The organism is Geobacillus genomosp. 3, assembly GCF_000445995.2.
Classification (GTDB): Bacteria; Bacillota; Bacilli; order Bacillales; family Anoxybacillaceae; genus Geobacillus.
Genome location: NC_022080.4, coordinates 308,899 through 334,715, shown reverse-complemented (window position 1 = coordinate 334,715; position 25,817 = coordinate 308,899). Strand labels below are relative to the sequence as shown.

Below are 25,817 nucleotides of genomic sequence, written 5' to 3'. Positions count from 1 at the left end.
TAGGCGTATGAACATATTAGTCACCGGGGCAACCGGAAAATTAGGAACGAAAGTCGTCGAAACGCTGTTGAAATCCGTTCCGGCTCACCAACTGGCCGTCAGCGTCCGCCAGCCGGAAAAAGCCGAACATCTTCGGGCCCGCGGAGTCGACGTTCGCCATGGCGATTTTGACCGCCCCGAAACGTTGGAGACAGCCTTTCAAGGGATTGACCGGCTGTTGATCATCTCCACCGACGGAGACAACGAAACAAGAATCCGCCAGCACACAAATGCCGTCAACGCCGCCCAACGCACCCAAGTCGGATTCATTGCGTACACAAGCCTGGCGAATGCGAATGAAAGCCGGCTCGCCTTGGCCGAAGTGCATCGGGTGACGGAAGAAGCCATCGCAAACACCGGCATTCCGTACTCCTTTTTGCGCAACAACTGGTATTTGGAAAACGAAATCGGAACCGTTCAAGCCGTCCTCGCCGGAGCGCCTTGGGTGACATCAGCCGGGACAGGCAAAGTCGGCTGGGCCCTTCGCCAAGACTACGCCGAAGCCGCCGCTGCCGTCCTCGCCGGAGATGGCCATGAAAACACAATTTACGAACTTTCCGGCCCCCTCATGACCCAAGAAGAACTCGCCGCCGCCCTCGGCGCCGTCTTAGGCAAAGACGTGCCGGTGCAACAAGTCGACGATGCTGCTTATGCTGATATCATGAAAAAGGCTGGTTTGCCCGATCCGCTCGTGTCGTTTCTCGTGGACATTCAACGCGGCATCCGCGAAGGCTCCTTAGAAATCGAAAGCAACGACTTTGAAAAACTGCTCGGCAGACCGGTGACGCCGATTCACGACGCGCTGGCCCAACTTGTTCGTGACCTAAAGGGAACAACCCATTAATTTCCACAAAAACCGGCCCTGCGGCCGGTTTTTTTACGAAACAAACTTCCTCCCCCTCTCCCCTTTTCCATCTTCCCGACCGCCATCCCCGTCAGCTCATCAACCGTTTCGTCATCATCTCCTGTTGCCAACCTTTTTTTCCCAATATCCGCTTTGCCTAGCAGGATTCCAAAGCGGCCATTCCCAGGATGCCGGACGCACAAAAACGGTGTCCCGAACGCAGCGGGACACCTCCAACTCTACAACGTATGATGGCTTATAACGCTTGTTCCTTCTTTTCGTCCACTCTCGTATACCCATTTTCCCAAAATGTCGCGTTCTTGATCCCGTATTTTGACGCATTGAATTCCGGATCCTTGCCTTGCTTCAGCTGCTCCTCATAATCTTTTAGCGCAATATAGGCCGGTTTAAACAACAACAAGATCGCGATCAAGTTGAGCCAAACCATGATTCCAAGCCCGATGTCGCCCATCGCCCACGCCGTCGTCGCCGTTTTGACCGTTCCGTAGAAAGTGGCGGCCAAAAAGATCACTTTGAGGGCAAAGAAGGCCATCCCCCTCTTTTCACTGCGCACCAGATAAGCGAGGTTCGTCTCGGCAATATAGTAATAGGCGTACATCGTCGTAAACGCAAAGAAGAAAAGGGCAATCGCAATAAACGCCGAGCCAAATCCCGGGAAGAGGGTGTCCACCGCCGCTTGCGTATACCCTGCACCCGGTTCTACCCCTTCAAGGTTGACGACAATCGGCTCCCCGGTTTTTTCATTAATGACATTATACTGGTTAGTAAATAAAATCATCAGTGCAGTCGCTGTCACGACTAAGAACACATCCAAATAGATTGAAAACGCTTGCACAAGTCCCTGCTTGGCCGGGTGGGATACTTCCGCCGCCGCCGCCGGATGAGCGCCTGTCCCTTGACCAGCTTCATTGGCGTAAAGGCCGCGTTTGACGCCCCACATCACGGCCGATCCAAGAATTCCGCCAAACACTTGATCAGCGCCGAACGCGCTTTTGAAAATTAGGCCAAAAACATCGGGGACTTTTTCAATATTCACCGCAATGATCGCAATCGCCACCAACAAATAGCCAGCGGCCATAAACGGAACGACAATTTCCGCCGTTCTGGCAATCCGCTTTACCCCTCCAAAAATCGTAAAACCAAGAATCGAAATGACAATAATTCCTGTAATCAGCTTCGGAATGCCAAACGCATTCGAAAACCCATCCGCGATCGAATTCGCTTGAATCCCCGGCATCAACACCGCCATGGAGAGAAGGATCGCCGCGGCAATCACCACCGCAAACCATTTCCAGCCAAGGCCCTTTTCAATATAGAAAGCCGGACCGCCCCGGTACTGCCCGTCTCGTTCCTCTTTATAAATTTGCGCCAGCGTCGACTCGACATACGCCGTCGCCGCGCCGATAAACGTAATGACCCACATCCAAAAGACAGCGCCCGGTCCCCCGTAGGCAATCCCCGTTGCCGTTCCGGCGACGTTCCCGACCCCAATGCGGCCGGATAAAGACATCGTTAACGCTTGAAAGGACGAGACCCCCGCGTCAGAGCCCTTCCCGGTCGTCACAAGCCGGATCATCTCTTTCACATGGCGAATTTGCAGGAAACGGGTGCGAATGCTAAAATACAAACCACAACAAACAATGAAAGCAATCAAAAAGGGGCTCCACAGCCACCCGTTCACCGTTTCCACAAGCTTTTCAATCAAACCAATCCCTCCTATGCCAGTCGATTATGCTTGTTGTATAACAAACTACCAAATAATATTATAAATATCACACACTTTGGCTTCAATAATTTTTTTATATATCATTTTTTTCTTTATTTTCTTTATATATCCTAAAATTGTCCTTGTATAAAAAAATGAGCGGCTTGTTTCGAACTTTTTTCGAAATAACTTTCCAAGAAAAATAATTAGGATGAGGCAAGGGCAAGTGAATCCGCCCTGACGGAAGCGGATGCCTTTTCGGTTCTCTTTCTCTCGATGACCACACTTGCACGTTTGGCTCGTATAGGTCGGATTCACCCACTCGACCCGAATGCCTGCCTTTTCGGCTTTATAGGCAATTATCGTTTGCAGTTGATGGAACGCCCACGAATGAGTCCTGCTTCTTTCGTTGACGCTGCTCGTTTTCGAATGCCTGTCAACTCTTCCATGCGAATGATGCCAACACCATTGGCAAGCGCAAAGTTGACCATTTGACGGCTGATTTTGTGGTTCACATCCTTCATCCAGCGGGACTCTTTGTTTCCGATCGCACCGCAAGTTGATGTTAGTCTAGATTATAGACACAACGAATAGAGAAATGTATGGTAAATCTATCAATCATAGGGAGTGTCTATAATGGCTAGACGTTTTGATAAAGAATTCAAAATACATGCAGTAAAATTAGTGTCGAGGAAGGAAAGGCGGTCGCTCAAACCGCAAGACAACTCGATATTTCGCCAAAAACTCTTCATAAATGGGTAGCAGATTATAAAAAAGATGCTGAGCATAGCTTTGTCGGGAGCGGAAACCTCAAGCCAGAAGATCGTGAAAAGCGTGAACTTCAAAAACGCATTCGTGATCTGGAGGAGGAAAACGCGATCTTAAAAAAGGCCATGAGAGCATCTTCACCAAAAACCAGAAGTAATTTTTAATAATGTCGAGCGAATTCATTCCCCTAATGAGTACATGTCTCCGGTGGAGTATGAGAAGATGCATCAGCAAGGCAAAAAGCAGCAACGCTTCTCTCCGCAAATCACGATATAAGGGGCATCTTTCCTCTTGAGAAGGGAGAGGGTTTATCAAACCGTTCTCCTTCTCAAGAGGCCACTAAACGAAGTGCGGTATTAGGGTTTTAAAATTTTTCTCGATTTTACGTGTCTATTTTCTTGACATAATACCACTTGAAAGCATGAAACACTGCGTCTTCCCGGACGTCTGATATGGTTTTGATTGGGGATTGAAGGACCACCCAACAACCGATGCCTCGGTGTTTGGAAAAAGCCAAGCGACAGACGCTGCTCCGCCCCATCGAGCTCGAGGCGGACGAGCATGCGCACAAAATTCATTTTCACTTCCACCTTCTCATCTTCACTATACCCTATTTTGCTTAACAAGACAGCGGCGACGGGATTGCCACCCACGCCATGGCAGTTTGCGCAATTGGACCGCAAACAAAAAGGCCGGGTCAACCGGCCTGTTGCCTTATTTCAACCGAACCTTCGCCACACACTCGACATGCGCCGTATGGGGAAACATGTCGACGGGCTGGACTTCGAGCGTTTCGTAGCCGCCGTCTTCTAAGAGGCGCAAGTCGCGGGCGAGGGTTGCCGGATTGCACGAGACGTAGACGACGCGGGGCGGTTTCATGGCGATGATCGTCTCAAGCAGCGAGGCGTCGCAGCCTTTGCGCGGCGGGTCGACGACGAGGCAGTCGGCGCGGATGCCTTCTTCGTACCAGCGCGGGATGACGTCTTCGGCGGCCCCGACCGCAAACGTCACGTTCGTGATGCCGTTGAGCGCCGCGTTGCGCTTGGCGTCTTCGATCGCTTCGGGGACGATTTCGACGCCGTAGACGTGTTTCGCTTTACGCGCCAAAAAGAGCGAGATCGTGCCGATGCCGCAGTAGGCGTCGATCACCGTCTCCCGCCCGGTGAGCTCCGCGTACTCGAGCGCTTTGTCGTACAGCACTTTCGTCTGTTCCGGATTGACTTGGTAAAACGAGCGGGCCGAGATGGCGAATTGGATGTCGCCGATGCGGTCGGTGATCGACTCGCTTCCCCATAACACACGCGTTTTGGCGCCGAAAATGACGTTCGTCCGCTCGGGGTTGACGTTTTGCACGATCGATTTCACGCCCGGGATGTCGCGGACGATGTCACGGACAACGTCCTGTTCGTGCGGCAGACGGTCCGTGCGGGTGATGAGCACGACCATCACCTCGCCCGTCGCAGCGCCATAGCGGGCGACAATATGGCGGAGAACGCCTTTGTGCGCCGCCTCGTCATACGGCGGGATGCCGTAGCGCTCGGCGATGCGCTTGACCGTCTGCACGACGACGTCGTTTTTCTCTTGTTGGATCAGGCAAGCGTCCATATCGATAATGTCGTGGCTCCGCTCTTTGTAAAAGCCCGCCACCAAGCCCCCTTCGCGCTCGCCAACAGGCACTTGCGCCTTGTTTCGGTACCGCCACGGGTCGTTCATCCCGATGACGGGATGGACGGTGACGCCGTCCAACTTGCCGATGCGGGCAAGCACGTCGTTCACTTGCTTTTCTTTCGCCTTCAGCTGGCCCTCGTAGCTGAGGTGTTGCAGCTGGCAGCCGCCGCATTGGCGATAGACGGGGCACGGCGGCTCGACGCGGTCGGGGCTCGGTTCGTACAGCTCGATGAGGCGGCCGTACCCGTAGCCTTTTTTCACTTTGATCACTTTCACTTTCGCCTGCTCGCCGGGGAGCGCGTGCTTTACAAACAACGGAAAGCCGTCGACTTTCGCCACCCCGAGCCCGTCGTGGGTCAAATCGGTGAATGTCACGTCATAGTACTCGTTTTTGGCGACTGGTGCTTGTTGTTTCGTCATGTCGTTCCCCCTGTCTACCGTTCGTTTGTATATGTAGCGTGCCCTTTAGGGCGACAAGACATAAGAAAAGAACAGGTTTACTCCCCTGTTCTCACTTGCTCTGCCTTTTCTTTTGGCATCAACACTTCCATATGGCGGTATAGGTTGACAAACTCCCCTGGAAGCATGCCGCCGAATTCGCCGTCTAAGTTCAATTGCATCGGCGAACGCACTTTCACCCGATTCGCTTTCGTGTAGATGACGTGCGGGTCGTTAATGTGCTCGCCGCGCGCTGCGAGGGTGACGAGACGGACAAATTCCGCCAAGTTCGTTTTTTTGACGATGATAAAATCGAACAGGCCGTCATTCAACGATGAATCGGGCGCCAATTTTTCAAACCCGCCGACCGAGTTCGTAAGCGAGACTAAAAACATCATAATTTCGCCTTCAAACAGTTTGCCGTCATACTCAATTTGCGCTTCCGTCGCCTTAATGGACGGCAACATCTCGATCCCTTTCAAGTAATAGGCGAGCTGGCCAAGCATCGTTTTCAGCTTGCTCGGCACTTCGTAGGTGAGCTCGGTCAGGCGCCCGCCGCCCGCGATGTTGATGAAATAGCGCGTTTTGTCTTCGTTCGCCACACAGCCGATGTCAATCGGGACGGGCTCACCTGTGGCGATCACCTCGCACGCCCCTTCGATCGAGCGCGGCACGCCGATGGCGCGGGCGAAATCGTTCGTCGTGCCGACAGGGATCACGCCCAATTTCGGCCGATGCGGCTGATTGGCGATGCCGTTGACGACTTCATTGATCGTTCCGTCGCCGCCAGCGGCGATCACGAGGTCAAATTCCCGTTCCACCGCCTGCCGGGCGGCTTTCGTCGCATCGCCCGGGCCTTCGGTGGCGTGGCACGATGTTTCATAGCCCGCTTTTTCCAGCCGGATCAAGACATCGGGCAAATGGCGCTTAAACAGCTCGCGCCCTGATGTCGGGTTGTAAATAATTCGAGCTCGTTTCATCATCCTCAACCTACTTCCTTCTTTTCCATTCCACTCGTTCCCATCATAGCGAAACAACGCTCAATGCGCAACTCCGAAACATGTCGGGAGCATGGCCGCGGAAAACAGCGCCCTTCGATCAAGGGCGCTGCGATAAGATGGGCATCATTCATTTGCCTTCGCATCTTGAGACGGTGCCGACGCGCTCATCGGCTTGGCGGCTGCCCCGCCTTGGGCGATGTTCTCAAGCAGCTGCTTCACATCGAGGCCGGTCGACGCTTTCAACGTCTCCTGCAAGCTTGCCATTAAGTTCGTCGCGTACCCTGTGACACGGTTGGCGCCGCCGCCTGACCCCGAGCCTGTATCGACGATCGTCAGCTTCTCGATGTTCGAAAGCGGGCTTGCCACTTGTTTCGCGTATTCCGGAAGCATCTTGATGATCATGTCGAGCACGGCCGCCTGACCATAGCGCTCGAACGCTTCGGCGATCTTTTGTTTCGCTTCCGCTTCGGCAAGACCTTTCAGGCGGATGATTTCCGCTTCCGCCTCCCCTTTTGCCTTCTCGGCCTCCGCTTTGGCCAAACCGTCGAGGCGGACGCGCTCGGCGTCGGCTTTCGCCAGCGTTTCGACGCGATATTTTTGCGCATCGGCTTCGGCGATTTGTTTCGCCTTCTCCGCCGCTGCCTTTTGCTCGATCGCATAGCGTTCGGCGTCGGCTTTTTTCTTCACTTCCGAATCGTATTGGCGCTCGCGGCGCAAAATTTCTTTTTCTTCAAGCTCAATTTGTTTTTGCCGCTCGATGATTTTGATTTGCATTTGTTGGGCCATGACTTCTTGTTTCGCCTTCGCTTCTTCCAAATGGTACGCCTGATCGGCGCGCGCTTTGGCGATGTCTTGTTCTTGGCGGAATTCGGCAAGCTTCAGTTGGTTGACTTTCTCCGCTTCGGCGATTTCCGTCAGCCGCTCAAGCTCGGCTTTGCGCGCTTCTTTATCCGCTTCGGCGCGCTTGATGCGCGTCTCTTTTTCCGCCTCGGCCGTGGCGATGTCAGCGTCGCGCTTCACTTGGGCGATGCGCGGCTTCCCGAGCGCATCGAGATAGCCGTTTTTGTCGCGCACGTCTTTGATCGTAAACGAGACGATGACGAGTCCCATTTTCGCCAAATCTTGGGATGCGACGCGCTGCACTTCTTGGGAGAATTTGTCGCGGTTTTTGTAAATTTCTTCAACCGTCATCGACCCGAGAATGGAGCGGAGGTGGCCTTCCAACACTTCCCGCGCTTCATTTTCCATATCTTGACGCGTTTTCCCTAAAAACTGCTCAGCCGCGGTCGCGATTTCGCCGATCGAGCTGCCGACTTTAATGATCGCCACCCCATCCGCCATGACGGGCACGCCTTGTTCCGTATACACTTCCGGTGTTTGCACGTCAAGCTTGATCGACAATAGGCTAAGCGGCTCGGCCTGTTGGAAAATCGGCACGACAAACGTGCCGCCGCCGCGGACGATTTTAATTTTGTTTCCCGATTCATCGATATGGACGTTTTTGCTTCCTAAGTAGCTGCCGGTGACGATCAGCGCCTCGTCCGGCCCAACAGTGCGGTAACGGGCGATGAAAATGGCGATGAGTCCGACAAGAAGCAAGACGACGACGCCGATCACCACAAGCCATGGTGTCATAGCCATCACAGTTTCCCCTTTCCTTGTTTAGATCGAAACATGGTATGGATCGTGCTTCGCCACTACAGCGACGCCGTTTTCCATTTGCACGATGACGACTTCCTCTCCAGCGGCGATCTCCTCGTGACGGAGGCTTTTCGCCGCTTTCGCCACCGCCCCGCTTTTGCGGGAAATGAGAATTTCCCCAAACCCGTCAGGCGGCACGGGGACGATCACTTTCGCGAGCGACCCTTCCAATTCGGCATCCGTATACCCGAGCGACGCCTCAGCCGAACGGAGCGGCAAAAAAACGAAAAAATGCAAAAGCAGCACCGCGACAAGCGCCACACCGATGCCTAGCCACAGGATCAAGCTGGAGGCCCAATCGGTATACCATTCCGCCAACAGCCCGACTGCGCTGCTGACAATGAAAAACGATAAAATCAGCTGCGGACTGAACAACGGGTGGTCCACTGCATCCAATACGCCATCCAGCACATCACTAAAGAAAAAATACACGATCGTCAACACCGCGCTGACTACGAGCACGATCCCATAGATGACCTCAGGCGGATGCCCAAAAACCATTTCCCTCCCTCCCTTTCGCCTTTACTTATTGATACGGGCGGATCAACGGTTGGTTTCATCATTTTTCCAATGTCATCAAAATTCGACACACTCCTTCCGATTTCCTTTCTTTGAACAAAAAACTTCTATGAAAAATGCTTTGGACAGGCAGGATTTTGCGTTGTGTAGAGCGAATAAAGCGATGGGAATCCAAAAATACATAGGGAGGGAGACCATGTCAGAAACGCGCATTGACCATGATCGCCTGTTTAAAGAGTTGTTAAGTACATTTTTTGAAGAATTCATTCTCCTCTTCTTTCCGCATGTATACGAGCATGTTGACTTTCACCATCTTTCCTTTTTATCAGAAGAAGTGTTGACCGATGTTACTGCAGGGGAAAAACATCGAGTCGATCTATTGGTCGAGACAAAGCTAAAAGGGGAAGATGGGCTGATCATTGTCCACATCGAACACCAAAGTTACATCCAACCCACTTTTTCAGAGCGAATGTTCATTTATTTCAGCCGCTTATTTCAAAAACACCGCCGCCGTATTCTTCCGATCGCCATCTTCAGCTATGACGCCACTCGCGGTGAACCTTCCTCTTTCACTGTGGAGTTTCCGTTTTTGACCGTTCTCGATTTCCGTTTTTTGACCATAGAATTGCGCAAACTCCCGTGGCGCGAGTACATCCGTCAGAACAACCCGGTCGCCGCCGCTTTGTTAAGCAAAATGGGGTATAATGAAGACGAAAGGATCGAAGTGAAAAAAGAGTTTTTGCGCATGCTCATTCGTCTCGAGCTGGATGAGGCGAAACAGCGGCTGTTGTTCGGCTTTTTCGAAACATATTTGCGGTTATCGGAGGAAGAAGAAATCCGATTGCGAAATGAGGTGAATACAATGGAGGAGAAGGAGGCCGCCAAAGTCATGGAACTCATCGTTTCATACGAACAAAGAGGCATGGAGAAAGGAATGGAGAAAGGAATGGAAAAAGGAATGGAAAAAGGAATGGAAAAAGCAAAGATGGATGTTGCGAAACGAATGTTGGCAAAAGGATATGATGCCGACACGATTCATGAACTGACCGGACTGCCGCCTGAAAAGATTGAACAAATGAAGAAGTAATGCGAAGACAAGGGGCTTTCTCCCTGATATTCCATTCCATATGATCATCGCCCGATCTCTCCAAAACATCCAGAAATCCCCAGGGGGAAAGGCCTGTTTATCGCTGTTCCCATCCATTTTGACTGACATCCCGATCCTCGGAAAGCCCGAGCCGCTCCAGCTCCCGCCCAAGCCGGCCCGTAAGCATGAGCCCGTACATGCGGAAATCGGCCCGAAGCGACCAAAGCGGATGGCCGAAGGTGGCGGGCTTGTTTCCTTCGATGAAAAAGTGGCTGAACCACGCGAGCGCATAGGCGGCCACGGGCGCGCCGAGCAGCCACCATGCGTTTCTCGTTAGGATCGCGATGATGACAAACAAAAACACGAAGCTCGTTCCGACAAAATGCCAGCGCCTTGTCGCCGGTTTGCGGTGCTGGGTCAAGTAGAACGGCCAAAACGCTTCATAGTCGCGAAACTCCATCTCCCTTTCCCCCTCTCGCTCCCATCGATGCGGCCCGCCGCCCGCGAATGCCGCGAACGAGCAGCACCCAATACCCGATCATGTACCGAAACAGCACAAGCGACAGCCACGCCCACCATTGCCCTTGGATGAGGGATTGCTGCCAGTAGGTGAACTCATCGACGCCGACCCTGGCGATCGTATGGAAGTTGTTTAGAAAAAACAACGGCACCGCGATCACGACCGCCAACGAATACGAGCGGCGAATCGTTCCCGCCATAAGCGCCGCCACGCCGGCGATAAACGTGGCCACGCCTAGCCCCCAGTATACAATCAACATCCAGACTGGCATGCTCGGTCCCATCGTCATCCCCCTACTCCTATTGTATTTCACCCATCACGTGAAATGTCTGCAAGTTGTGCTTTTGCTTCGGCACAGTAAACTTGGCGGCAAGTTGAGCGGTGCGCAGGTGGAAGATGTTCATTTCCCCTGCATCATCCGCCTTGTTCCCGTTTTGCGGCTCAAACAGCACGTACAGATAATCCCCATGAAACCGTGCTTCCCAGTACACAGAAGGCAGTTCATGCTTTTCGATCAGCGTGACATACTCCCACCACCTACGCTTCGCTTAGAGGTGGGGGCTTCTCGGGTAATCCCATCTCATGATGGGAAGTTGACCGAGCGATCCCCGTGTGCCCCACGGTTCGAGGACAAATTAGACGATCGCCAATCGTTTCATGCCCTCATGTTTGATATTGATGGCCGCATTGACGTCCCTGTCGCTCTCGAATCCACATTCACAGCGGAATGTCCGTTCAGAAAGCGATAGAGACTCCTTGACTCGACCGCAGCACGAACACGTTTTGGACGAGGGGAACCATTTGTCGATTTTGATCAGCTTCTTCCCCTGTTCGGCCAGCTTGTACTGAAGGAAAGTGGTGAACATGCCCCAGCCGTTGTCATGAACGCCTTGACCGAAATGGAGGGCTTGTGACATCCCTTTCATGTTGAGGTCTTCGATGACCACGCAATCATACCGTTTCGCTAATTTGTGCGACTCCTTATGCAGAAAGTCCTTGCGCTGGTTGGCCATTTTCTCATGCAGCTTCGCTACTTTCAGACGCTGTTTGTGCCAACGATTCGAGCCTTTCTTTTTACGAGACAATTTACGCTGTTCTTTCGCTAATGTTTCCAATGCTTTGCGATAGAATCGAGGATAATTGGCTCTCTTACCCTCGCTATCGACATACAGCGTACTCATGGAAAAGTCAAGCCCAACAACCGTTTGTACTTCTTTTAGGGCAGGTTGATGTTCGTACTCTGTGAGAATCGAAATATAGTATTTTCCTGTTTTGGTTTTCGTGATCGTACAAGACTTGATGATATGGTGGGCAGGAATCTCCCGGTGTTGCTTGAACTTGATCCATTTCAGTTTGGGCAGCTTGATATAGCCATCTGAAAGCTTGATGTTGCCATTTACCATATTTGTGGTGTACGACTGTTTCGCCTTGCGGTTTTTGAACTTGGGAAATCCAGCGCGGCCAGAAAAGAAGTGTTGAAACGCTTTCTGCAAATTCAATTGGGCGTTTGCCAGCGCAAGGCTGTCCACTTCTTTTAGCCAAGGAAACTCCTTTTTGTACTTGGCAGGGGTCGGACATGTTTGCTGTTTCAAGGATTCTTGATCGTCCTTGAACTTTTCAAACAGTTGTATGCGTTCTTCAAGCATTTTGTTATACACAAAACGGACACAACCGAAGGTTTTGGCGAGCAGTTGTTCTTGTTCTTTTGTTGGGTATAGACGGAACTGATAGGCTTTGTTTGCCATATCGACACCACATCACTTCATACCTTGATTTTCGATATATTTTTTGATTACTTCAATGGGCGCACCACCCGTTGTAAGCAGGCAAAAGCTTCTTGACCAAAAATATTCTTTCCACAGTTTTCTTTTCACTTGCGGAAAATGCTTTTTGATCAGTCGAGAACTTGCACTTTTATAGGCATTGATGAACTTGGATAATTCACTATTTGGATGTGCTTTGAACAAAATATGCACATGGTCCATATCGTGATTCCATTCGACCAAGGAAATATTGTAATTTTTACCCAATCTCACAAACATATCTTTTGCATAGTCAGATATGGTATCATCAATCACTTGTCTGCGATATTTTACAACCAGCACAAGATGATAATACAATAGGAACACTGAATGGTTATTATTGTCTAATTTCATTGATACAACAGCCTTTCATTTTTCTAAAACTGATTATATCATAACACACAAAAAAGAGACAATTTTAGGCTATACCTAACCGAAATTCATCTCCCACTTTCACTTCGTTTAGAAGTGGGAGACTTCTTTCGGAAAGATGTTAAATTTTTGGTATCCAATATTTTAGTTCATGTCTTTCATTCACTTTCTTTCCTTTTCATGAATAAAAGAATTATGAGGAGACCAAATAAAATAAGTGTAATCCATAAGGAAATAGAGTAAGCCTTTTTGAATAACTGAATAGTCCATACTGGTGCCCAAGCATCCTCCCCTAGTAGCCAATATGCGATCACATTTGAAATTCCAATACCTTCTGTATTCGGTTTCAGTGATTGATAATAATTAAGTGCTAAACTAATACTGCAAACTATGGATACGAAAAAAAGTGCAGTAATTGTCATAAGGAGTGTTTTAGATAAATTTTTTGTTCTTCTATAGAATAAATAAGTAAAAATTAAAAGAGTAATTAACAAAATGTAATAAAAATAAAGTTCTGGATTGAACATGATTTCACTCCTAATGAAAAACTTAAAGGAAGTAGATATCTATCCTGAAAACACCATTTAACAAAAAACGATCCCCACCTAGCCTTTGGAAACATATTCCAAAGAAAGGTATTTCAGTATATATGTGGTTTATGGATGCTACGCACTCGTTTTTTCCAGTTTCACTTCGTACCCTAACCCCTCTAATCGTTTCACCGTTTGACGCACGATGCTCGCTTCTCGCTGCCGATCCCAGTAGTCGGCTCCCAACTCTCTATACGGTTCCTTTCGAGTTAAGATGTAATAGATCATTTCTAAAATCGTTCTCCCGATCGCGACAATCGCTCGATTCGCTCCTCTTCGTTTGGCGATCCGATGATACTTGGCCGATAGGTGCGTGTTCTTCGTTCGGGCGGCGGCACGGGCGCATTCCACGAGGCACGACCTCAGCTTCTTGTTCCCTTTCCTCGATCGACCTGACAACCGTTTCCCTGCACTCTCATGATTCCCGGGAGCCATTCCGGCCCATGAGGCCAAGTGCGCGGCGGTAGGGAACCGGCTCATATCCGTCCCGGTTTCCGCTACAATTTGTTCCGCGCTTTGCCGCCCTACTCCCGGGATCGTATCAATGAGCTCCAGCGCTTCATGAAAAGGGCTCGTTCGTTCCTTGATTTCCTGATCCAACCGGGCAATCGCTTCATCTAAATACTCCACATGACGCCATTGCCCGGCCAGCATCATGCGTTGATGCGGCCCCATCACTCCTTTCAATGCGCGCCGGAGCTCTTCCGTTTTTTGTTTCAGCCGCCCTTTGGCGAGCTGGCGAGGGCCGCCGGATCGTCCTTTCCTTCGATCAGGGCGCGAATGATGAGCCGGGCCGACATCCCATTGATGTCGGATACGACCGAAGAAAGCTTGATATTGACTCCTCCCAGCACTTTTTGGATGCGGTTGAGCTCCCGTGCCCGTTCCTCGATCAAACTGCGCCGATAACGGACCAGTTCCCGGAGTTCACGCTGAGCCCGATGAGGGATGTAACTCCCTTTTAGCAATCCATGGCGAAGCAAGTCCGCGATCCATTCGGCATCTTTGACATCGGTCTTTCGCCCGGGAACCGCCTTGATGTGTTGGACATTGACGACAAGCACTTCGATCGGCTCTGCTTCGAGGAGATGATACACTGGCTTCCAATATACGCCCGTCGACTCCATGGCCACGTGCGTCACCTTTTTTCTTTCAGCCAATCCACCAACTCCTCGAGATCGTCGGTCAGCGTACCAAACGTGCGAATCTCTTTGCCTTCAGGGGTAAGGGCGCAAGCCGTAACCGATTGCTTATGCACGTCCAATCCGCAACAGCGTTCATACAAGACGCGCATCGGTCTCCCTCCCTGCTTCGTTCTCAAAAACAGCTGGTGCAGCAGCCTTTGTTCAAGCATCTATCCTGCGTGCTTCCCAAAAGGGAGCGACATTCCGTGGTGCACCAGGCTGCTGGGGTCGGTCTATCCTTCGGACTTTTCCGTACCATAGATACCACGACCTCATGACCCCAGCTGCAAGGAGACCATTCGACAGAAGGTGGTTTTCACCCTTCCGATGGTGACGAAATTTTTTTGTCATGGGAGTCTATCCCCTTTAAGATTTTTTAATTATTTATTGTTTTCCTCTTTTTTCTTCTTAACATCTTCTAATAACCAAGAAAGCGCATGGGCAAAACCATTGTCTTTTTCGTGTTTCAAGAAATATTTATCTCCTGTTGTATCAGCAAGGAAAGTAACTTGATCATTTTCAATTGCTGTTAAATCTTCATGACTCACAAAACCGTACATATCAATAAAACCAACAAACTCCGCATTGTATTCCTCTTTAAGTTGTTTTTTCACCATACTAACATGTTTCTCCTCCACGTGTGGTTTAAAGGCAAGTGTTATACGCTCATCACCTTTTACAGCACGTGCTACAAATTGTTGAGGATTAACTTTGTGTTTCTTTACAAATTCCTTTAATTCCTTAAATTCTAATGGCCGAGAAAATGTGATAGTGGTATTAATATCCTCAACTTTTTTGTTCTGGTTCATCACCAAAAGTTGTACTTGCACCTGTCATGAAAGTATGTTAGCTGTTTCTAGCCGAACCCGCAATGCAAAACGCTGGATATTTCTGTATCCGTATCCCCGACGTTTCATCAGCTTGATCTTGTTATTTGTTCCCTCCATTTTCCCATTTGAATAAGGGGATAACATGCACGATATGATTTCGTCTGTTCGTTTGACGAGTGATTTTGCGATGGCGCGAACAGCAGAACAAGGACAAAACAAATACCGATGAACCCAGGCGTTCAAACGACGTTTCGCTTGTCGCTCGTTTTGGCTTTTGGATACATAACGAAAATGTTGAAGGGATTGATAGACAGCCTGCAAGGAATCGCTCTCTTTCTGCCACTCCCGCACCGTTTGGCGTTCCTCCTCGGTGAGCTTCTCGGGGCGCTGGGTCAATAAGCGGCAAACATACCGGACATGCCCATGTTTCTTGTTCCCTTTTCCGAAGGATTTGCGGCATCGATCCAACGCTTCCGTAAACAATTGAATCACATGAAAATAATCCACCACATGCTTCGCTTCCGGACACACCCCTTGAATGGCTTTTTTCATCGCTGGAGCCAAATCGCTCACGACATACTGAACAGAATCAGACACAGGAGCCAACACACGTCCAATGGCTTCCTCGTTCTTTCCTGCTTCAAGGGCATACACTTCTCCCGTTTCGGCATCCATGATCGCCACTCCGTAATCATGCCCTTTTCGAAACGCAAACTCATCGACACAAACTGCCTTTGGTTGGATGTCATTCGATAGGAAGGAAGGGGCATGGGTATAAAACCAACGTTCCACGGTCGTGTAAGGAAGCTTGAGCATACGAGCCACTGCCTGAATGGATGTTCCGATGCAAGAGTGCGCGACCCATTGCTGAAACGCATCCGTCGCTACACTTCGAGGGGAAATTCCGGGATCAGACGTGCTGAATGTCATGCCACATGTACCACAACGTCTACGCTCCACAGGGAGTTCCACCCAAAAGATGCCGATCCGTTGAGCATACCCATGCATCCATTGCTTCTTTTTGCCTGTCATTTTGATTGTACGCTTCAAGCAGACAGGACATAATGGGCATTGTTCGGGTAGAGAAAGTTCGAAAATCCAACGTTCTTCTTCTTTTCGCACCTTTTGAATCAAAACATCTGGTAAATCGATGAGTTCTTTGATAAACTGAGCGTACATGCGAATTCTCCTCCAATGGTTTGGTTTGGTCACCTTTACCATACAGGAAAATTCGCATTTTTTGTATCCTCTATTTTCCCTATGCATACCTATCTTAAAATCTCAAGTACAACTTGTGGTGAAGAGCCAATTTTGCTTTTTTTAACATTACACATCCCCTTTTAAATGCTCAAAACATGGTGAAAACATCGCTAGTTTAATACATAGTATGCAGACATAGAGAAAGCAACGAGAAAGAAAATCGCCGCAATAGTGATTCTCCATTTCCTGCTTTTATTTTTGGACATCTTATCTAGGGTAATAAACACTCCAATGCCAGCAACAACAATGAAAAAGTGAGACCATTCGGAGGGATAAGTAAAAATAGCCATGATCGATAATACAACAATCATGATGACATTCCACAATGCCCCTCTTTGCCTGAATGATAACGGCACTGGCACCATCTCCTTGAAAAAAATTTGCCTTTATATAGAGGCAAGAGCACAGCCTATCGCATATCCCCCTAAGCATCCTAGACAAGCACCACACGCATAAGGACTGGCAAACAAACAACCTCCGCAAGCGGATTCACACGCAAACTTCGCCCAAGAAGGGAATGTCCTCCAGTTGTTTTTGATACATTCTTGCACTCGATCCCAATATCCAGCCTTAACCTCATTTGATTGAATCAAATGATTTTCTTCGTAAAATTCAACATTTGTAACCATCCCATCCGCCATGTTAATGGTTGCTGTTACGATTTTAACATCATCCAAAGTTTTGATCGTATATAACATAAACTTATCATTGATTTTTTTCAGTTCAATATAGGTGGGATCTGTCAATTGACCCTGTTTTCCATCTACACCTACGACTAAATATGCCTTTTGATCATTATACTTTGGATTATCTTTAGATGGAATCATAACAACAGAAATTCCATTCTGATAATCTACTTTTATGGATTCACGCCACTCAAAATCATTATTTTTAAATTTGCTAAGCTTAGCATTGTAAAATTGACTTAAAGTATGTTTTACATCGTTGATCAAGTAGATATCTTTTACTTTATCCGTTTTGAAATTTGAAACTTCCCGTACTTTTTGGCATGATGTACAATTTTCATTCTGTTGATTAGACGACTTAGCCAAACTATGTGGAATATGAACTGAATAAGGTTGTAGGAGGAGCAAAGAAGAGAAACAAAGAGCAGCGAGATAAGGTATAAATCGTTTCATTACGTAACCAGCCCCTTCATGAATTTATATATCCTTTCTTCAAAAACAACCTACACATGGCTTTACTTATACTGATTTTACTTTTACCGCTCGTAAGGACATTTTCCGAAATGCGCATCCTCCTCAGCATACAATACCCGATGTGCAAATGAGGCTCAAAGCGACAAGTGGAGAGAGCAAGAAAGATTTTCTCATAAAATACAAACACCTCCGTTAAATCAATATATTTACAATTAAAATTCTATTAGAAATAAAAAAAAAAAAGATTATTTATTACTAATGGAAAAATAGTAATATATTCACAAAAATGAGAGGGTACGAACACTCTCCCATCTGCGCTCACTCTTAGAGTTAGGGAATTCTTGGAAATACCCACCCCACGACAGGCTGCTAGCCAAGCCGCCCCCCGTGCGTCCCATGGTTCAGCTGCCTTGTAACGACAACAAACGAAGCCCTTCCCTTCTAAATAATTCCGAGCGGCGTTATGCCCCGGTCGTGAGCCGCACTGCATTGGAGGCATCCCCACTCTCGAACATGAAGCAGTTTCACGTCGTCCTCACCGCTCCCCAAACAAGAGCACAATTGGCCCGACGGAAAAGTGGTACGGATGAACTAATCGTGAACAAGTGCTTCACACAAAAAATCGCCTCTTCCCCGCTGATTCGCTGGAAAAGAGGCGATTTCTTCTTACGACTGGCTGCTTTCTCTCGCCTTAAGCGTGACAGAGACGGTCGTCTCAAACCCATCGCGGTAGACGGTCACTTTAATCCGGTCGCCGATCGATGTTTTCGTGTACAAATAGTTGCGCAAGGCGCTGACGCTGTCAATTTTTTGGCCGTTGATGGCCGTAATAACATCTTTTGATTTCAATCCGGCTTCGGCCGCCGGCGAGAACGGTTCGACCGACGTGATGGCCGCACCATATGTCACGTTGGACGGCAATTTCAGTTCATCCGTGCGGACGTCATCGGACAAATCCGCGACATCGACGAGCTGGACGCCAAGATACGGGCGTTTGATTTTCCCGTCTTTCATGAGCTGTTCGACAATCGGTTTGACGTTTTCGCTCGGGATGGCAAAGCCGAGCCCTTCGACGCCTGTTTCGGCGATTTTCATGCTGTTGATGCCGATCACTTGGCCGGCGCTGTTGATGAGCGCCCCACCGCTGTTGCCCGGGTTGATCGCCGCGTCGGTTTGGATGACGTCAATTTCCCAGTCGCCCGCTGATGTCGAGACGGGCATCGTCCGCTTGCCGCTGACGATCCCTTCGGTCACCGTCCGCGACAAATCGAGCCCAAGCGGGTTGCCGATCGCCGCCACCGGCTCGCCGATCTTCACCTTCGACGAGTCGCCGAAGCTCGCTACTTTCGTCACGCCGTCGGCCGGGATTTTCAAGACGGCAAGGTCCGTGAGTGCATCGGCTCCGACGATATCGGCGTTCACTTTCTTGCCGTTCGGGAGCGCCACTTCCACTTTGTTCGCACCTTCAATGACATGGTTGTTCGTCACAATGTAGGCGGCGTTACCATCTTTTTTGAAAATCACGCCCGAACCCGTTCCCGCTTCGGTATCTTGTGCTTGATCAGAGAAAAAGTCGACTTGCTTCTGAATGTTGACGACCCCGACGACGGCATCGGCCACTTTGTTGATGGCGTCAATCATATTCGTTTTGACGTTCGCCGTCGGCTGCAACGGCAGCGCCTCGCTTTTTGCGGTCGTTTCCGCCGCTTCCGTTTGGGAGTGGGTTTCGCCGTGAATCCATTTCGGTGCCACATACCACGTCGCCGCGCTGCCGATCACCGCCCCAGCGACCGAGGCGGCGAGCCAGGAGATAAAGCGGCCGCGGCGTTTCGGCTGCGGCGTCGGGGTTGGTTCAAATGGCATCATATCCATTGCACATCTCCTCCTTATAATGGAATGTTCCTCTATCCGACCGCTTCGAACGAATGGACGCAAAGCAACGAAAAGGCGAGTGGAATACGACGATGCCGCCGACATCAATCGGCCTGGCATACACGGAAGACCAGCCGTGGCGGCGCTTCCCTATGGTTATTAGCCAAGTGTTCCGCTGCATGTTCTCGTCCCTCTTTCCAGCCCATATCCGTTTACATCGTCTCGGGTGCGGGTGACATCCGCTTTTGTTTTCGTCTGCGTCCAGCGGCGAGCGTACGAATCGACAAGTAAATGCCTGTTGCCGTAAGAATGATCATCGCCAACGCGGCGAGATCGACCGCCCAGCGGATGTCGAGCGAACCGATTCTCCCTTCGTGCAATTGACGGATGAACATCATCAGTGATGACCCTCCTTCGGCGCGCGGAGCCATCGGAACAGCAGACGATCCCGCCCCCGATGCTTGTCCCGCTCCGAACGCGCTGCCCTCTTGTATGGCGCGATGCATCTCGCCGCGTTCTGCCTGGCCGATGAGCCACGGTTCAGCTAAAAGCAGCCCGGTCACCGCTTCAGCGAGTAAAAAGATAGAACTGATCAACCCAATCCAAAGATGCAGATTCCTCATTTTTTTCATCATGATCCTGCCTCCTTCACCTCTTCGCCCATCATCATAGCCAAGGAAAGTGAAAAAATGGTGAAAATTCTCTTTCAGAGAACAGTCAACTGCACGGCGAATGCGCCGCTTTTTCACCGTTTTTTCATGAACGATTTGGTATGATAAAAAGGGAGAGAGACAGAACGGAGGAGTGGCGATGAAAATTTTGCTTGCCGAAGACGATCTTCACCTAGGGGAGCTGATCGTCCACTTATTAAAAAAGAAAGGGATCGACCATATCGACTGGGTGCAGGAAGGGGAAGACGCGTACGACTACGCGATGGCGGAGTTTTACGATGTCGTCGTGCTCGATTGGATGCTGCCGAACGGCGATGGGGTCGACATTTGCCGCCGCCTGCGGCAAAACGGCTATACGGGGGCGATTTTGATGTTGACGGCGAAAGACGCGGTGCAAGACCGCGTCACCGGGCTTGAAGCCGGGGCGGATGACTACTTGGTCAAGCCGTTTGAAATCGATGAGCTCGTCGCGCGCTTAAAAGCGCTCGCCCGCCGCACGTTCATCCCGCTTCAAGAGGAAACGGTGGCGTTTCACGGCTTCACCTTGAACCGGACAAGCCATACGCTCCACCGCGGCAATGAGGAAATTTTCCTCACTCCGCGCGAGTTTCAGCTTCTTGACCTGCTCGTGCAAAACCAAGGGCAAGTCGTGCCGCGGGAGACGATATTGGACCGCGTCTGGGGCTGGGATGCGGACGTGTCGATGAAAACGATCGACGCGACGATCAAATTGCTGCGCAAAAAGTTGAAAGACGATGTCATTCAAACGGTGCGCGGGGTGGGATATAAAATTGAGAAATCGATGGACTGAATGGCGCGGCTGGCTGCGCCGCTTAGGGAGCGCCGACTTGTTCCGCCGCGCCCATTGGCGGCTGACGGCGCTCTATAGCGGCATTTTCACCTTGTTTCTCGCCTTGTTTATCATGATCGCCGCCGCGCTCTTTTATTGGATCGCCACGTCCGACCAAGAGCGGCGCATCACCCGCCTCGCCGAGCAAGAGGCGAACACGATCGAGCAGTTTTTGCTGAAACAAAGCAATTTTGATTTGTTTGATGATGAAAGCGTCGTCCTCTTGAGTGAAGACCAACTCTTTTTTTACGTCATCAGCCCGAATGGCGATTTGCTGGCGGGGGATGAAGTCCACCCGCGCCTGCGCCCGTATTTTTTAAACGCGCTCTCCCATCTCGAGTTCGACGAGCGCGCTCCGGTGTACATGAACGTCTCCCTTCCCGAGCATATGCCCGGCCTCGCCCATGAAGCTGCCCGCAACTGGCGCGTGCTCGCCGCCGCCCATCCGCTTGTTCTTCATGGCGATTTTGTCGGCATGCTGTATATCGGGATCGATGTCACCTCGTTTTTCGGGGTGTTTCATTGGCTGCTTGTCGTGCTCATCGGCTTGGCGGTGCTGTTTCTCGCCGTCGGGGTGGCGCTTAGTTTCTTTATGTCCAAGCGGGCGCTTGCGCCGATTGAAGAAGCGTACGAGCGGCAGCGCCAGTTCGTCGCCGACGCCTCGCACGAGCTGCGGACGCCGCTGAGCGTCGTCTTTTCGTCCGTTGAGGCGCTCACGCTCGAAGAGGATGTGATGAACAACGACTTTGCCCGCCGCCTGCTCGACCGCCTGCGCGAGGAGCTGAAGCGGATCACGAAGCTGATGAACGACTTGTTGACGCTCGCCCGCGCCGACGCGAAACACGCCGCGTTGGAGCTGGCCAAGCAGACGTTCGACTTCCGCCCGCACGCCGAGCGCACGTTCCAGCTCGTGTCGGAACTGGCGGCGAAAAAGCAGATCGCGATGCATTTTCATGCCCCAGAACAAGCAATCGTCACCGCCGACCCGGACAAATTGACGCAGCTGTTGTACATTTTGCTTGACAACGCCATCAAATACACCCCTGAGGGCGGAGACGTGACGCTGTCGATCCGCACCGAACCGAAGCAGTTCGTCCTTTCCGTCAAGGACACCGGCATCGGCATCCCGCCTGCGGACATCGGCCGCATTTTCGACCGCTTTTACCGCGTCGACAAAGCGCGCTCGCGCCAACAAGGCGGCCACGGCCTCGGGCTGTCGATCGCCAAATGGATCGTCGAGGCCCACGGCGGCACGATCCACGTTCAAAGCCAACCCGGGCAGGGGTCGGAATTTCTTGTCCGTCTGCCTGCGTAAGTCTTGCGGCGCACGGTCTTGAGGCGTGTTCATACTTTGCTTCTAAAGCAGAAGGTGTCCCAGCCGAGTCGGGACACCTTTCGCTTTGGATGGCCAGATAAAGAGCCGTTTCCCACACTTCAGCGTTTTTTCGCAAACGGAACGTCGCCCTTCTTTAGGCGATGCAACAGGTGGAGGGCGTGAAGAATGACAAAATATATCAACGCATTCACGACCGCGTTGATATACGGCATGACCACGTCTCCGACATCGCGGACTTCGATGGGAAACAGGCGGATGATGATGACAGAGACCGCGATGATCAGGAACGAACCGACCAGAACGCCGCCCAACCGCGCATGCGGATTCCATCATATTCTCGCCAGGCCGACGAGCAACGAACCGATGGCAAACACAAGAAACGAGCCGTACGCATAGTACCCGACGTTAAACGTAGAAAACAAGAAGAAAAACAAAAAGACAAACAGAGCGAACCCAACATCCAGTGCATACGCTCTCACCAATCTCACTTCCTCCCCGCCATTTTCGTTATGACATCCCTCACCCATGCGTGACAGATCATTATATTCATAATCCGCTGAAAAAAAGATTTCGCTTTTCACCTCATTTTCTCCTTTCCCTTCTACAATACAAACCGTAAGCCAGTCCACCACTGAAAAAGGAGGTGACGATGTGAAAAAGGCAAAGACCTTTCTTCTGCTTGCGCTCGCGGTCATTGCCGGGGTCAGCGTGTTTCACGGTCTCGCGCCGCATGACGTGATGGCCCACGGCCGTCCGGGTGTTCCGTTTGACGGCATGCACGGCGGATTCGGGCATCCTCATCGAGCGTTCGGCATCGGGCCGCGCGGAGGCTGGATGATGGCAGGGCTGTTCATGCAGTGGCTCATCCCGCTGTTGCTTGCCGGCGCGGGGGCGGTGTGGCTCGCGGCGACGCGGTCGAAGCGCTGGATCGGTTGGGTGTTGGTCGCTTTAGGTGTTGTAGCCCTGTTGCCGAAATGGGTGCTGGTGCTGCTGGCGCTGGCTGCCGTCTACGCCTTAGGACGCCGCCAAGCGCGAAAACCGGCAGCCGCCAAAGCATGGATGCCCGCACCGCCGTCCGTTTCTGTCGATTGGTTGGACGAATGGGAAAAAACGATTCAAAAGGAGGCCAAACCACATGGGCATTTTTCGCCGGATCAAAACGATCGTTCTCGCTGAAGTGAACGAACAAATCGACCAATGGGAAGACCCGATTGCCATGACGAAACAATATTTGCGCGACCTCGAGGAGCAGCTTGCACAAGGGCGCCAAGCGCTTGCTGGGCAATGGGTCGCCGAGCGGCGCTATGAAACGCTCATCACCCAAACGGAGGCGGCCATTGAAAAGCGGAGCCGCCAAGCGAAACTGGCGCTCGAGCGCAACGAAGAATCGGTCGCCAAACTCGCCTTGCGCGACAAATTGCTGTATGAGAAAAAGCTCGAGGCGTACAAGCAACAATACGACGCCATCAAAGCGAAAACGGCGGAAGTCGCCCATCGCTTAAACGAGCTGCGCGAGCGGTACGATGAACTTTCCGCCAAACAGCTGGAGCTCACCGCGCGGGTGAATGCCGCCCAGGCGTTGAAACGGATCGACACGGCGCTCGCCTCGTTTTCCGCTGATGAAGCGCTGCGCGGTTTCGCCCGCATGGAAGAGCGCGTCATCGCCTTAGAGGCCGAAGCGGCCGCCGCCCGGTTCGGAACGAACGCAGCGTTGTCCCCCGTGCCGTTTGACGAAGAAGTGGAGCGCGAGCTGGCGAAATGGAAAGAAGCCCAAGCCAATCACGCCTAATTTCCCCCTCCCCCTTTGACATAGATGACCCCCTTGCCTGGCTGGCAAGGGGGATGGTGTTTGTACGGACTTACTGCCTGAGCGGCGGACCAAACGGGCGTTTCCCCAGTTGCGAAACTTTTCCAATTCCCAAACATCAACCATCGATTACGCGAACATCATCGGTTTTCACCAGCCGTCTAAAACAGCGGCGACTTACCACCATTGTTTCTCAAATTGAACAGCCCGCCGACACCATCACTTTGCTCCTTGCGGGTTTCGACAAATCAAGCGAAGCGGTTGTTTTTCACCAACTTGTTCAATTGATAAGCAAAATCATTTCCTTTGTTTTTCCATCGTGGTAAAATCATTAGAGAAGCGAAATAATACAGGAGATGACCTTCTTTGAACTGGAAGCGAAGCGTCCGCATTCTTTGGCTGTGCAATTTCATGGTTTCGGCTGGGATGACGATGGTCATTCCGTTTTTGTCGCTGCTTTTGTGGGAGATGGGCGTCACGGAGCGCCACTCGTTGAGCGTCTGGACCGGTCTTGTCTTTTCGGCGACGTTTTTGTCGGCGGCCGTCATGGCGCCAATATGGGGCGTGTTTGCGGACCGGTACGGGCAGCGCGCCAACTTGATCCGCGCCGGGATCGGCATGGGCCTTATCACCGGATGCATGGCGTTCGCCCATTCGCCGATGGCGCTGCTCATTCTCCGCTTTTTGGTCGGCTTTTTCTCTGGATTTATCACCGTCTCGTTTTCATACTTGGCCCGCGTCGTGCCGAAAGAGCATAGCGGCGAGGCGCTCGGAACGCTGCAGACGGGAAGCATCGCCGGCAACATCGTCGGGCCGCTCATCGGCGGCGTCTTGTCCGATCTGTTCGGCTTCCGTCCGGTGTTTCTCGTAACCGGGTTTTGCATTTTGCTGACGCTGTTGCCGGTGATCGTTTGGCTTGAACAAGATCCGGTCGCGCCGCAGACGAAAGAACACCACGCGAGTTTCAAAGAAGTGTTCGAACACCGGCCGCTCATCATTTTGTTTGTCGCCACCTTTCTCGTACAAATCGCAGTTCTCGGCGTCAACTCGATGATGACCATTTTCGTCCAATCGCTCGTCGGCCATTCTAGCAATCTCGCTTTTTTGGCAGGGCTGGCCTCCTCTATCACCGGGCTGGCGACGATGATCGGCGCGCCGTATTTAGGGAAGCTCGGCGACCGGATCGGGCAGGAGAAAATGCTGCCGATCTTGCTCGTGTTGTCCGGCCTGTTCGCCTTGCCGCAAGTGTGGACGGACCATATTTATGAACTGTACGTCTGGCGCTTCTTGCAAGGGCTTGTCGTCGGCGGCGTATGGCCTGCCATTCAAGCGCTGATTAACGCGCAAAGCCCGCGCCGCATCCAAGGCCGGGTGTTCGGCGTCACCGCCAGCAGCCGCTTCCTCGGCAACTTGACCGGCCCGACCGCCGCCGGCGCGGTCGCTGGGCTGTTTTCCATCGCCTACATGTTCGCCTTATCCGGTCTCTTGCTCATCGCCACCGGCGCGTTGGTCGGCTACGCCAACCGCCAGGCGGCAGCGGGGGCGCAGCCATTTGACATAAAAGAAAAACTCGCCGCTTGGAAACACCGCCTCCATAGCCGGCACTAAGCCCGGTTCGTTTCGCGGCGCCGGCGAAGAAACGTCGGTTTTGCCAGACCTCTCATTCGAAAAGAGGCAGTGCTCCGCCGTTTTCCACTGATAGACGCCGCCCGGCGAAAAACGGACAGAGCCCGAAAGGCGGATTCCTTTCGGGCTGTTTTGTTGAGCCAACG

24 protein-coding genes and 4 pseudogenes are annotated in these 25,817 nt (G+C 51.4%); 8 read left to right on the top strand and 20 right to left on the bottom strand.

Annotation, left to right across the window (positions count from 1 at the left end):
• Window positions 1–7 precede the first annotated feature (7 nt).
• Complete coding sequence (locus M493_RS01770; protein ID WP_020958554.1) at window positions 8–883, top strand: SDR family oxidoreductase; 876 nt, start codon at window positions 8–10, stop codon at window positions 881–883.
• Between the two features lie 256 nt (window positions 884–1,139).
• On the opposite strand, the gene M493_RS01760 is transcribed toward M493_RS01770, so the two are convergent.
• Window positions 1,140–2,609 (bottom strand): alanine/glycine:cation symporter family protein, encoded by a 1,470-nt coding sequence (locus M493_RS01760; RefSeq protein WP_020958552.1) that lies wholly within the window; start codon window positions 2,607–2,609, stop codon window positions 1,140–1,142.
• Window positions 2,610–2,654: 45 nt separating this feature from the next.
• A pseudogene (locus M493_RS18785) lies at window positions 2,655–3,157 on the bottom strand (RNA-guided endonuclease TnpB family protein); the annotation flags it as partial.
• Between the two features lie 88 nt (window positions 3,158–3,245).
• On the opposite strand from M493_RS18785, the pseudogene M493_RS19065 reads away from it, so the two are divergent.
• Window positions 3,246–3,554, top strand: a pseudogene (locus tag M493_RS19065) (transposase); the annotation flags it as partial.
• A 323-nt stretch (window positions 3,555–3,877) separates the two neighbouring features.
• Here the strand turns inward: M493_RS19065 and M493_RS18780 are convergent.
• From M493_RS18780 to M493_RS01735, 5 genes and pseudogenes are all read right to left on the bottom strand, one after another.
• Window positions 3,878–4,055 (bottom strand): annotated as a pseudogene (locus M493_RS18780) (DUF4351 domain-containing protein); the annotation flags it as partial.
• A gap of 36 nt (window positions 4,056–4,091) precedes the next feature.
• Window positions 4,092–5,465 carry a 23S rRNA (uracil(1939)-C(5))-methyltransferase RlmD gene (rlmD, locus tag M493_RS01750; protein ID WP_020958551.1) on the bottom strand — a complete coding sequence of 458 codons (1,374 nt, stop codon included), beginning with the start codon at window positions 5,463–5,465 and terminating at the stop codon, window positions 4,092–4,094.
• Window positions 5,466–5,542: 77 nt separating this feature from the next.
• Window positions 5,543–6,463, bottom strand: coding sequence for a diacylglycerol kinase (locus M493_RS01745; protein ID WP_041267827.1), 921 nt, complete (start codon window positions 6,461–6,463; stop codon window positions 5,543–5,545).
• Between the two features lie 144 nt (window positions 6,464–6,607).
• Window positions 6,608–8,125 carry a flotillin family protein gene (locus M493_RS01740; RefSeq protein WP_020958549.1) on the bottom strand — a complete coding sequence of 506 codons (1,518 nt, stop codon included), beginning with the start codon at window positions 8,123–8,125 and terminating at the stop codon, window positions 6,608–6,610.
• A 21-nt stretch (window positions 8,126–8,146) separates the two neighbouring features.
• Window positions 8,147–8,686: an NfeD family protein gene (locus tag M493_RS01735; RefSeq protein WP_020958548.1), complete on the bottom strand. Its 540-nt coding sequence runs from the start codon at window positions 8,684–8,686 to the stop codon at window positions 8,147–8,149.
• A gap of 214 nt (window positions 8,687–8,900) precedes the next feature.
• Here M493_RS01735 and M493_RS01730 point away from each other — a divergent pair, with 214 nt between their 5' ends.
• The gene (locus M493_RS01730; protein WP_020958547.1) at window positions 8,901–9,791 is read left to right on the top strand and encodes an Rpn family recombination-promoting nuclease/putative transposase; all 891 of its coding nucleotides are present in this window, start codon (window positions 8,901–8,903) and stop codon (window positions 9,789–9,791) included.
• Window positions 9,792–9,888: 97 nt separating this feature from the next.
• On the opposite strand, the gene M493_RS01725 is transcribed toward M493_RS01730, so the two are convergent.
• From M493_RS01725 to M493_RS01665, 11 genes and pseudogenes are all read right to left on the bottom strand, one after another.
• Window positions 9,889–10,251: a DUF962 domain-containing protein gene (locus tag M493_RS01725; protein WP_020958546.1), complete on the bottom strand. Its 363-nt coding sequence runs from the start codon at window positions 10,249–10,251 to the stop codon at window positions 9,889–9,891.
• Window positions 10,232–10,594 (bottom strand): hypothetical protein, encoded by a 363-nt coding sequence (locus M493_RS01720; RefSeq protein WP_023817442.1) that lies wholly within the window; start codon window positions 10,592–10,594, stop codon window positions 10,232–10,234. The genes M493_RS01725 and M493_RS01720 overlap by 20 nt, the downstream gene beginning before the upstream one ends.
• Window positions 10,595–10,610: 16 nt before the next feature.
• A complete protein-coding gene (locus tag M493_RS17445) occupies window positions 10,611–10,802 on the bottom strand; it encodes a hypothetical protein (RefSeq protein ID WP_023817440.1) in 192 nt (63 codons plus the stop codon).
• A gap of 144 nt (window positions 10,803–10,946) precedes the next feature.
• Window positions 10,947–12,056, bottom strand: coding sequence for an RNA-guided endonuclease InsQ/TnpB family protein (locus tag M493_RS01715; protein WP_020958543.1), 1,110 nt, complete (start codon window positions 12,054–12,056; stop codon window positions 10,947–10,949).
• A gap of 12 nt (window positions 12,057–12,068) precedes the next feature.
• Window positions 12,069–12,467 carry an IS200/IS605 family transposase gene (gene tnpA / locus M493_RS01710; RefSeq protein WP_012748944.1) on the bottom strand — a complete coding sequence of 133 codons (399 nt, stop codon included), beginning with the start codon at window positions 12,465–12,467 and terminating at the stop codon, window positions 12,069–12,071.
• Window positions 12,468–13,150: 683 nt separating this feature from the next.
• A pseudogene (locus M493_RS01700) lies at window positions 13,151–14,369 on the bottom strand (IS110 family transposase).
• Window positions 14,370–14,639: 270 nt separating this feature from the next.
• On the bottom strand, window positions 14,640–15,074 hold the full coding sequence (locus tag M493_RS18110) for a hypothetical protein (protein ID WP_148294922.1): 435 nt from the start codon (window positions 15,072–15,074) through the stop codon (window positions 14,640–14,642).
• A gap of 18 nt (window positions 15,075–15,092) precedes the next feature.
• Window positions 15,093–16,268 carry an ISL3 family transposase gene (locus M493_RS01685; RefSeq protein WP_020958536.1) on the bottom strand — a complete coding sequence of 392 codons (1,176 nt, stop codon included), beginning with the start codon at window positions 16,266–16,268 and terminating at the stop codon, window positions 15,093–15,095.
• 467 nt (window positions 16,269–16,735) lie between these two features.
• Window positions 16,736–17,488 (bottom strand): putative immunity/bacteriocin fusion bifunctional protein, encoded by a 753-nt coding sequence (locus tag M493_RS18105; RefSeq protein WP_012749541.1) that lies wholly within the window; start codon window positions 17,486–17,488, stop codon window positions 16,736–16,738.
• A 687-nt stretch (window positions 17,489–18,175) separates the two neighbouring features.
• Window positions 18,176–19,381, bottom strand: a complete 1,206-nt coding sequence (locus M493_RS01670) for a S1C family serine protease (protein WP_020958534.1) — start codon at window positions 19,379–19,381, stop codon at window positions 18,176–18,178.
• A 212-nt stretch (window positions 19,382–19,593) separates the two neighbouring features.
• Entirely contained in the window at window positions 19,594–20,013 is a 420-nt protein-coding gene (locus tag M493_RS01665) for a PepSY-associated TM helix domain-containing protein (protein ID WP_041267824.1), read from the bottom strand.
• Window positions 20,014–20,191: 178 nt separating this feature from the next.
• Between M493_RS01665 and M493_RS01660 the strand changes: the two genes are divergently transcribed.
• Both M493_RS01660 and M493_RS01655 read left to right on the top strand, forming a co-directional pair.
• Window positions 20,192–20,863: a response regulator transcription factor gene (locus M493_RS01660; protein ID WP_020958532.1), complete on the top strand. Its 672-nt coding sequence runs from the start codon at window positions 20,192–20,194 to the stop codon at window positions 20,861–20,863.
• The gene (locus M493_RS01655; protein WP_041267722.1) at window positions 20,844–22,217 is read left to right on the top strand and encodes a sensor histidine kinase; all 1,374 of its coding nucleotides are present in this window, start codon (window positions 20,844–20,846) and stop codon (window positions 22,215–22,217) included. The genes M493_RS01660 and M493_RS01655 overlap by 20 nt, the downstream gene beginning before the upstream one ends.
• 119 nt (window positions 22,218–22,336) lie before the next feature.
• Here M493_RS01655 and M493_RS18775 read toward each other — a convergent pair whose 3' ends face one another.
• Window positions 22,337–22,549, bottom strand: coding sequence for a hypothetical protein (locus M493_RS18775; RefSeq protein WP_020958530.1), 213 nt, complete (start codon window positions 22,547–22,549; stop codon window positions 22,337–22,339).
• Between the two features lie 18 nt (window positions 22,550–22,567).
• A complete protein-coding gene (locus M493_RS18770; protein WP_235183443.1) occupies window positions 22,568–22,720 on the bottom strand; it encodes a hypothetical protein in 153 nt (50 codons plus the stop codon).
• A gap of 169 nt (window positions 22,721–22,889) precedes the next feature.
• Here M493_RS18770 and M493_RS01645 point away from each other — a divergent pair, with 169 nt between their 5' ends.
• The 3 genes from M493_RS01645 to M493_RS01635 all read left to right on the top strand — a co-directional run bounded on the left by M493_RS01645 (window position 22,890) and on the right by M493_RS01635 (window position 25,653).
• On the top strand, window positions 22,890–23,414 hold the full coding sequence (locus M493_RS01645) for a hypothetical protein (protein WP_020958528.1): 525 nt from the start codon (window positions 22,890–22,892) through the stop codon (window positions 23,412–23,414).
• The gene (locus M493_RS01640; protein WP_020958527.1) at window positions 23,374–24,027 is read left to right on the top strand and encodes a PspA/IM30 family protein; all 654 of its coding nucleotides are present in this window, start codon (window positions 23,374–23,376) and stop codon (window positions 24,025–24,027) included. Before M493_RS01645 ends, M493_RS01640 begins: the two co-directional genes overlap by 41 nt.
• Before the next feature lie 384 nt (window positions 24,028–24,411).
• On the top strand, window positions 24,412–25,653 hold the full coding sequence (locus M493_RS01635) for an MFS transporter (RefSeq protein ID WP_020958526.1): 1,242 nt from the start codon (window positions 24,412–24,414) through the stop codon (window positions 25,651–25,653).
• The last annotated feature ends 164 nt before the right edge of the window (window positions 25,654–25,817 follow it).

What these genes read in the sequence shown, in the direction of transcription:
- M493_RS01770 (WP_020958554.1), top strand. Translation starts at nt 8, where the DNA reads ATGAACATATTAGTCACCGGGGCAACCGGAAAATTAGGAACGAAAGTC.
- rlmD (WP_020958551.1), bottom strand. Translation starts at nt 5,465, where the DNA reads ATGACGAAACAACAAGCACCAGTCGCCAAAAACGAGTACTATGACGTG.
- M493_RS01745 (WP_041267827.1), bottom strand. Translation starts at nt 6,463, where the DNA reads ATGAAACGAGCTCGAATTATTTACAACCCGACATCAGGGCGCGAGCTG.
- M493_RS01740 (WP_020958549.1), bottom strand. Translation starts at nt 8,125, where the DNA reads ATGGCTATGACACCATGGCTTGTGGTGATCGGCGTCGTCGTCTTGCTT.
- M493_RS01735 (WP_020958548.1), bottom strand. Translation starts at nt 8,686, where the DNA reads ATGGTTTTTGGGCATCCGCCTGAGGTCATCTATGGGATCGTGCTCGTA.
- M493_RS01730 (WP_020958547.1), top strand. Translation starts at nt 8,901, where the DNA reads ATGTCAGAAACGCGCATTGACCATGATCGCCTGTTTAAAGAGTTGTTA.
- M493_RS01725 (WP_020958546.1), bottom strand. Translation starts at nt 10,251, where the DNA reads ATGGAGTTTCGCGACTATGAAGCGTTTTGGCCGTTCTACTTGACCCAG.
- M493_RS01720 (WP_023817442.1), bottom strand. Translation starts at nt 10,594, where the DNA reads ATGGGACCGAGCATGCCAGTCTGGATGTTGATTGTATACTGGGGGCTA.
- M493_RS01715 (WP_020958543.1), bottom strand. Translation starts at nt 12,056, where the DNA reads ATGGCAAACAAAGCCTATCAGTTCCGTCTATACCCAACAAAAGAACAA.
- tnpA (WP_012748944.1), bottom strand. Translation starts at nt 12,467, where the DNA reads ATGAAATTAGACAATAATAACCATTCAGTGTTCCTATTGTATTATCAT.
- M493_RS01685 (WP_020958536.1), bottom strand. Translation starts at nt 16,268, where the DNA reads ATGTACGCTCAGTTTATCAAAGAACTCATCGATTTACCAGATGTTTTG.
- M493_RS18105 (WP_012749541.1), bottom strand. Translation starts at nt 17,488, where the DNA reads ATGAAACGATTTATACCTTATCTCGCTGCTCTTTGTTTCTCTTCTTTG.
- M493_RS01670 (WP_020958534.1), bottom strand. Translation starts at nt 19,381, where the DNA reads ATGGATATGATGCCATTTGAACCAACCCCGACGCCGCAGCCGAAACGC.
- M493_RS01665 (WP_041267824.1), bottom strand. Translation starts at nt 20,013, where the DNA reads ATGAAAAAAATGAGGAATCTGCATCTTTGGATTGGGTTGATCAGTTCT.
- M493_RS01660 (WP_020958532.1), top strand. Translation starts at nt 20,192, where the DNA reads ATGAAAATTTTGCTTGCCGAAGACGATCTTCACCTAGGGGAGCTGATC.
- M493_RS01640 (WP_020958527.1), top strand. Translation starts at nt 23,374, where the DNA reads ATGGGCATTTTTCGCCGGATCAAAACGATCGTTCTCGCTGAAGTGAAC.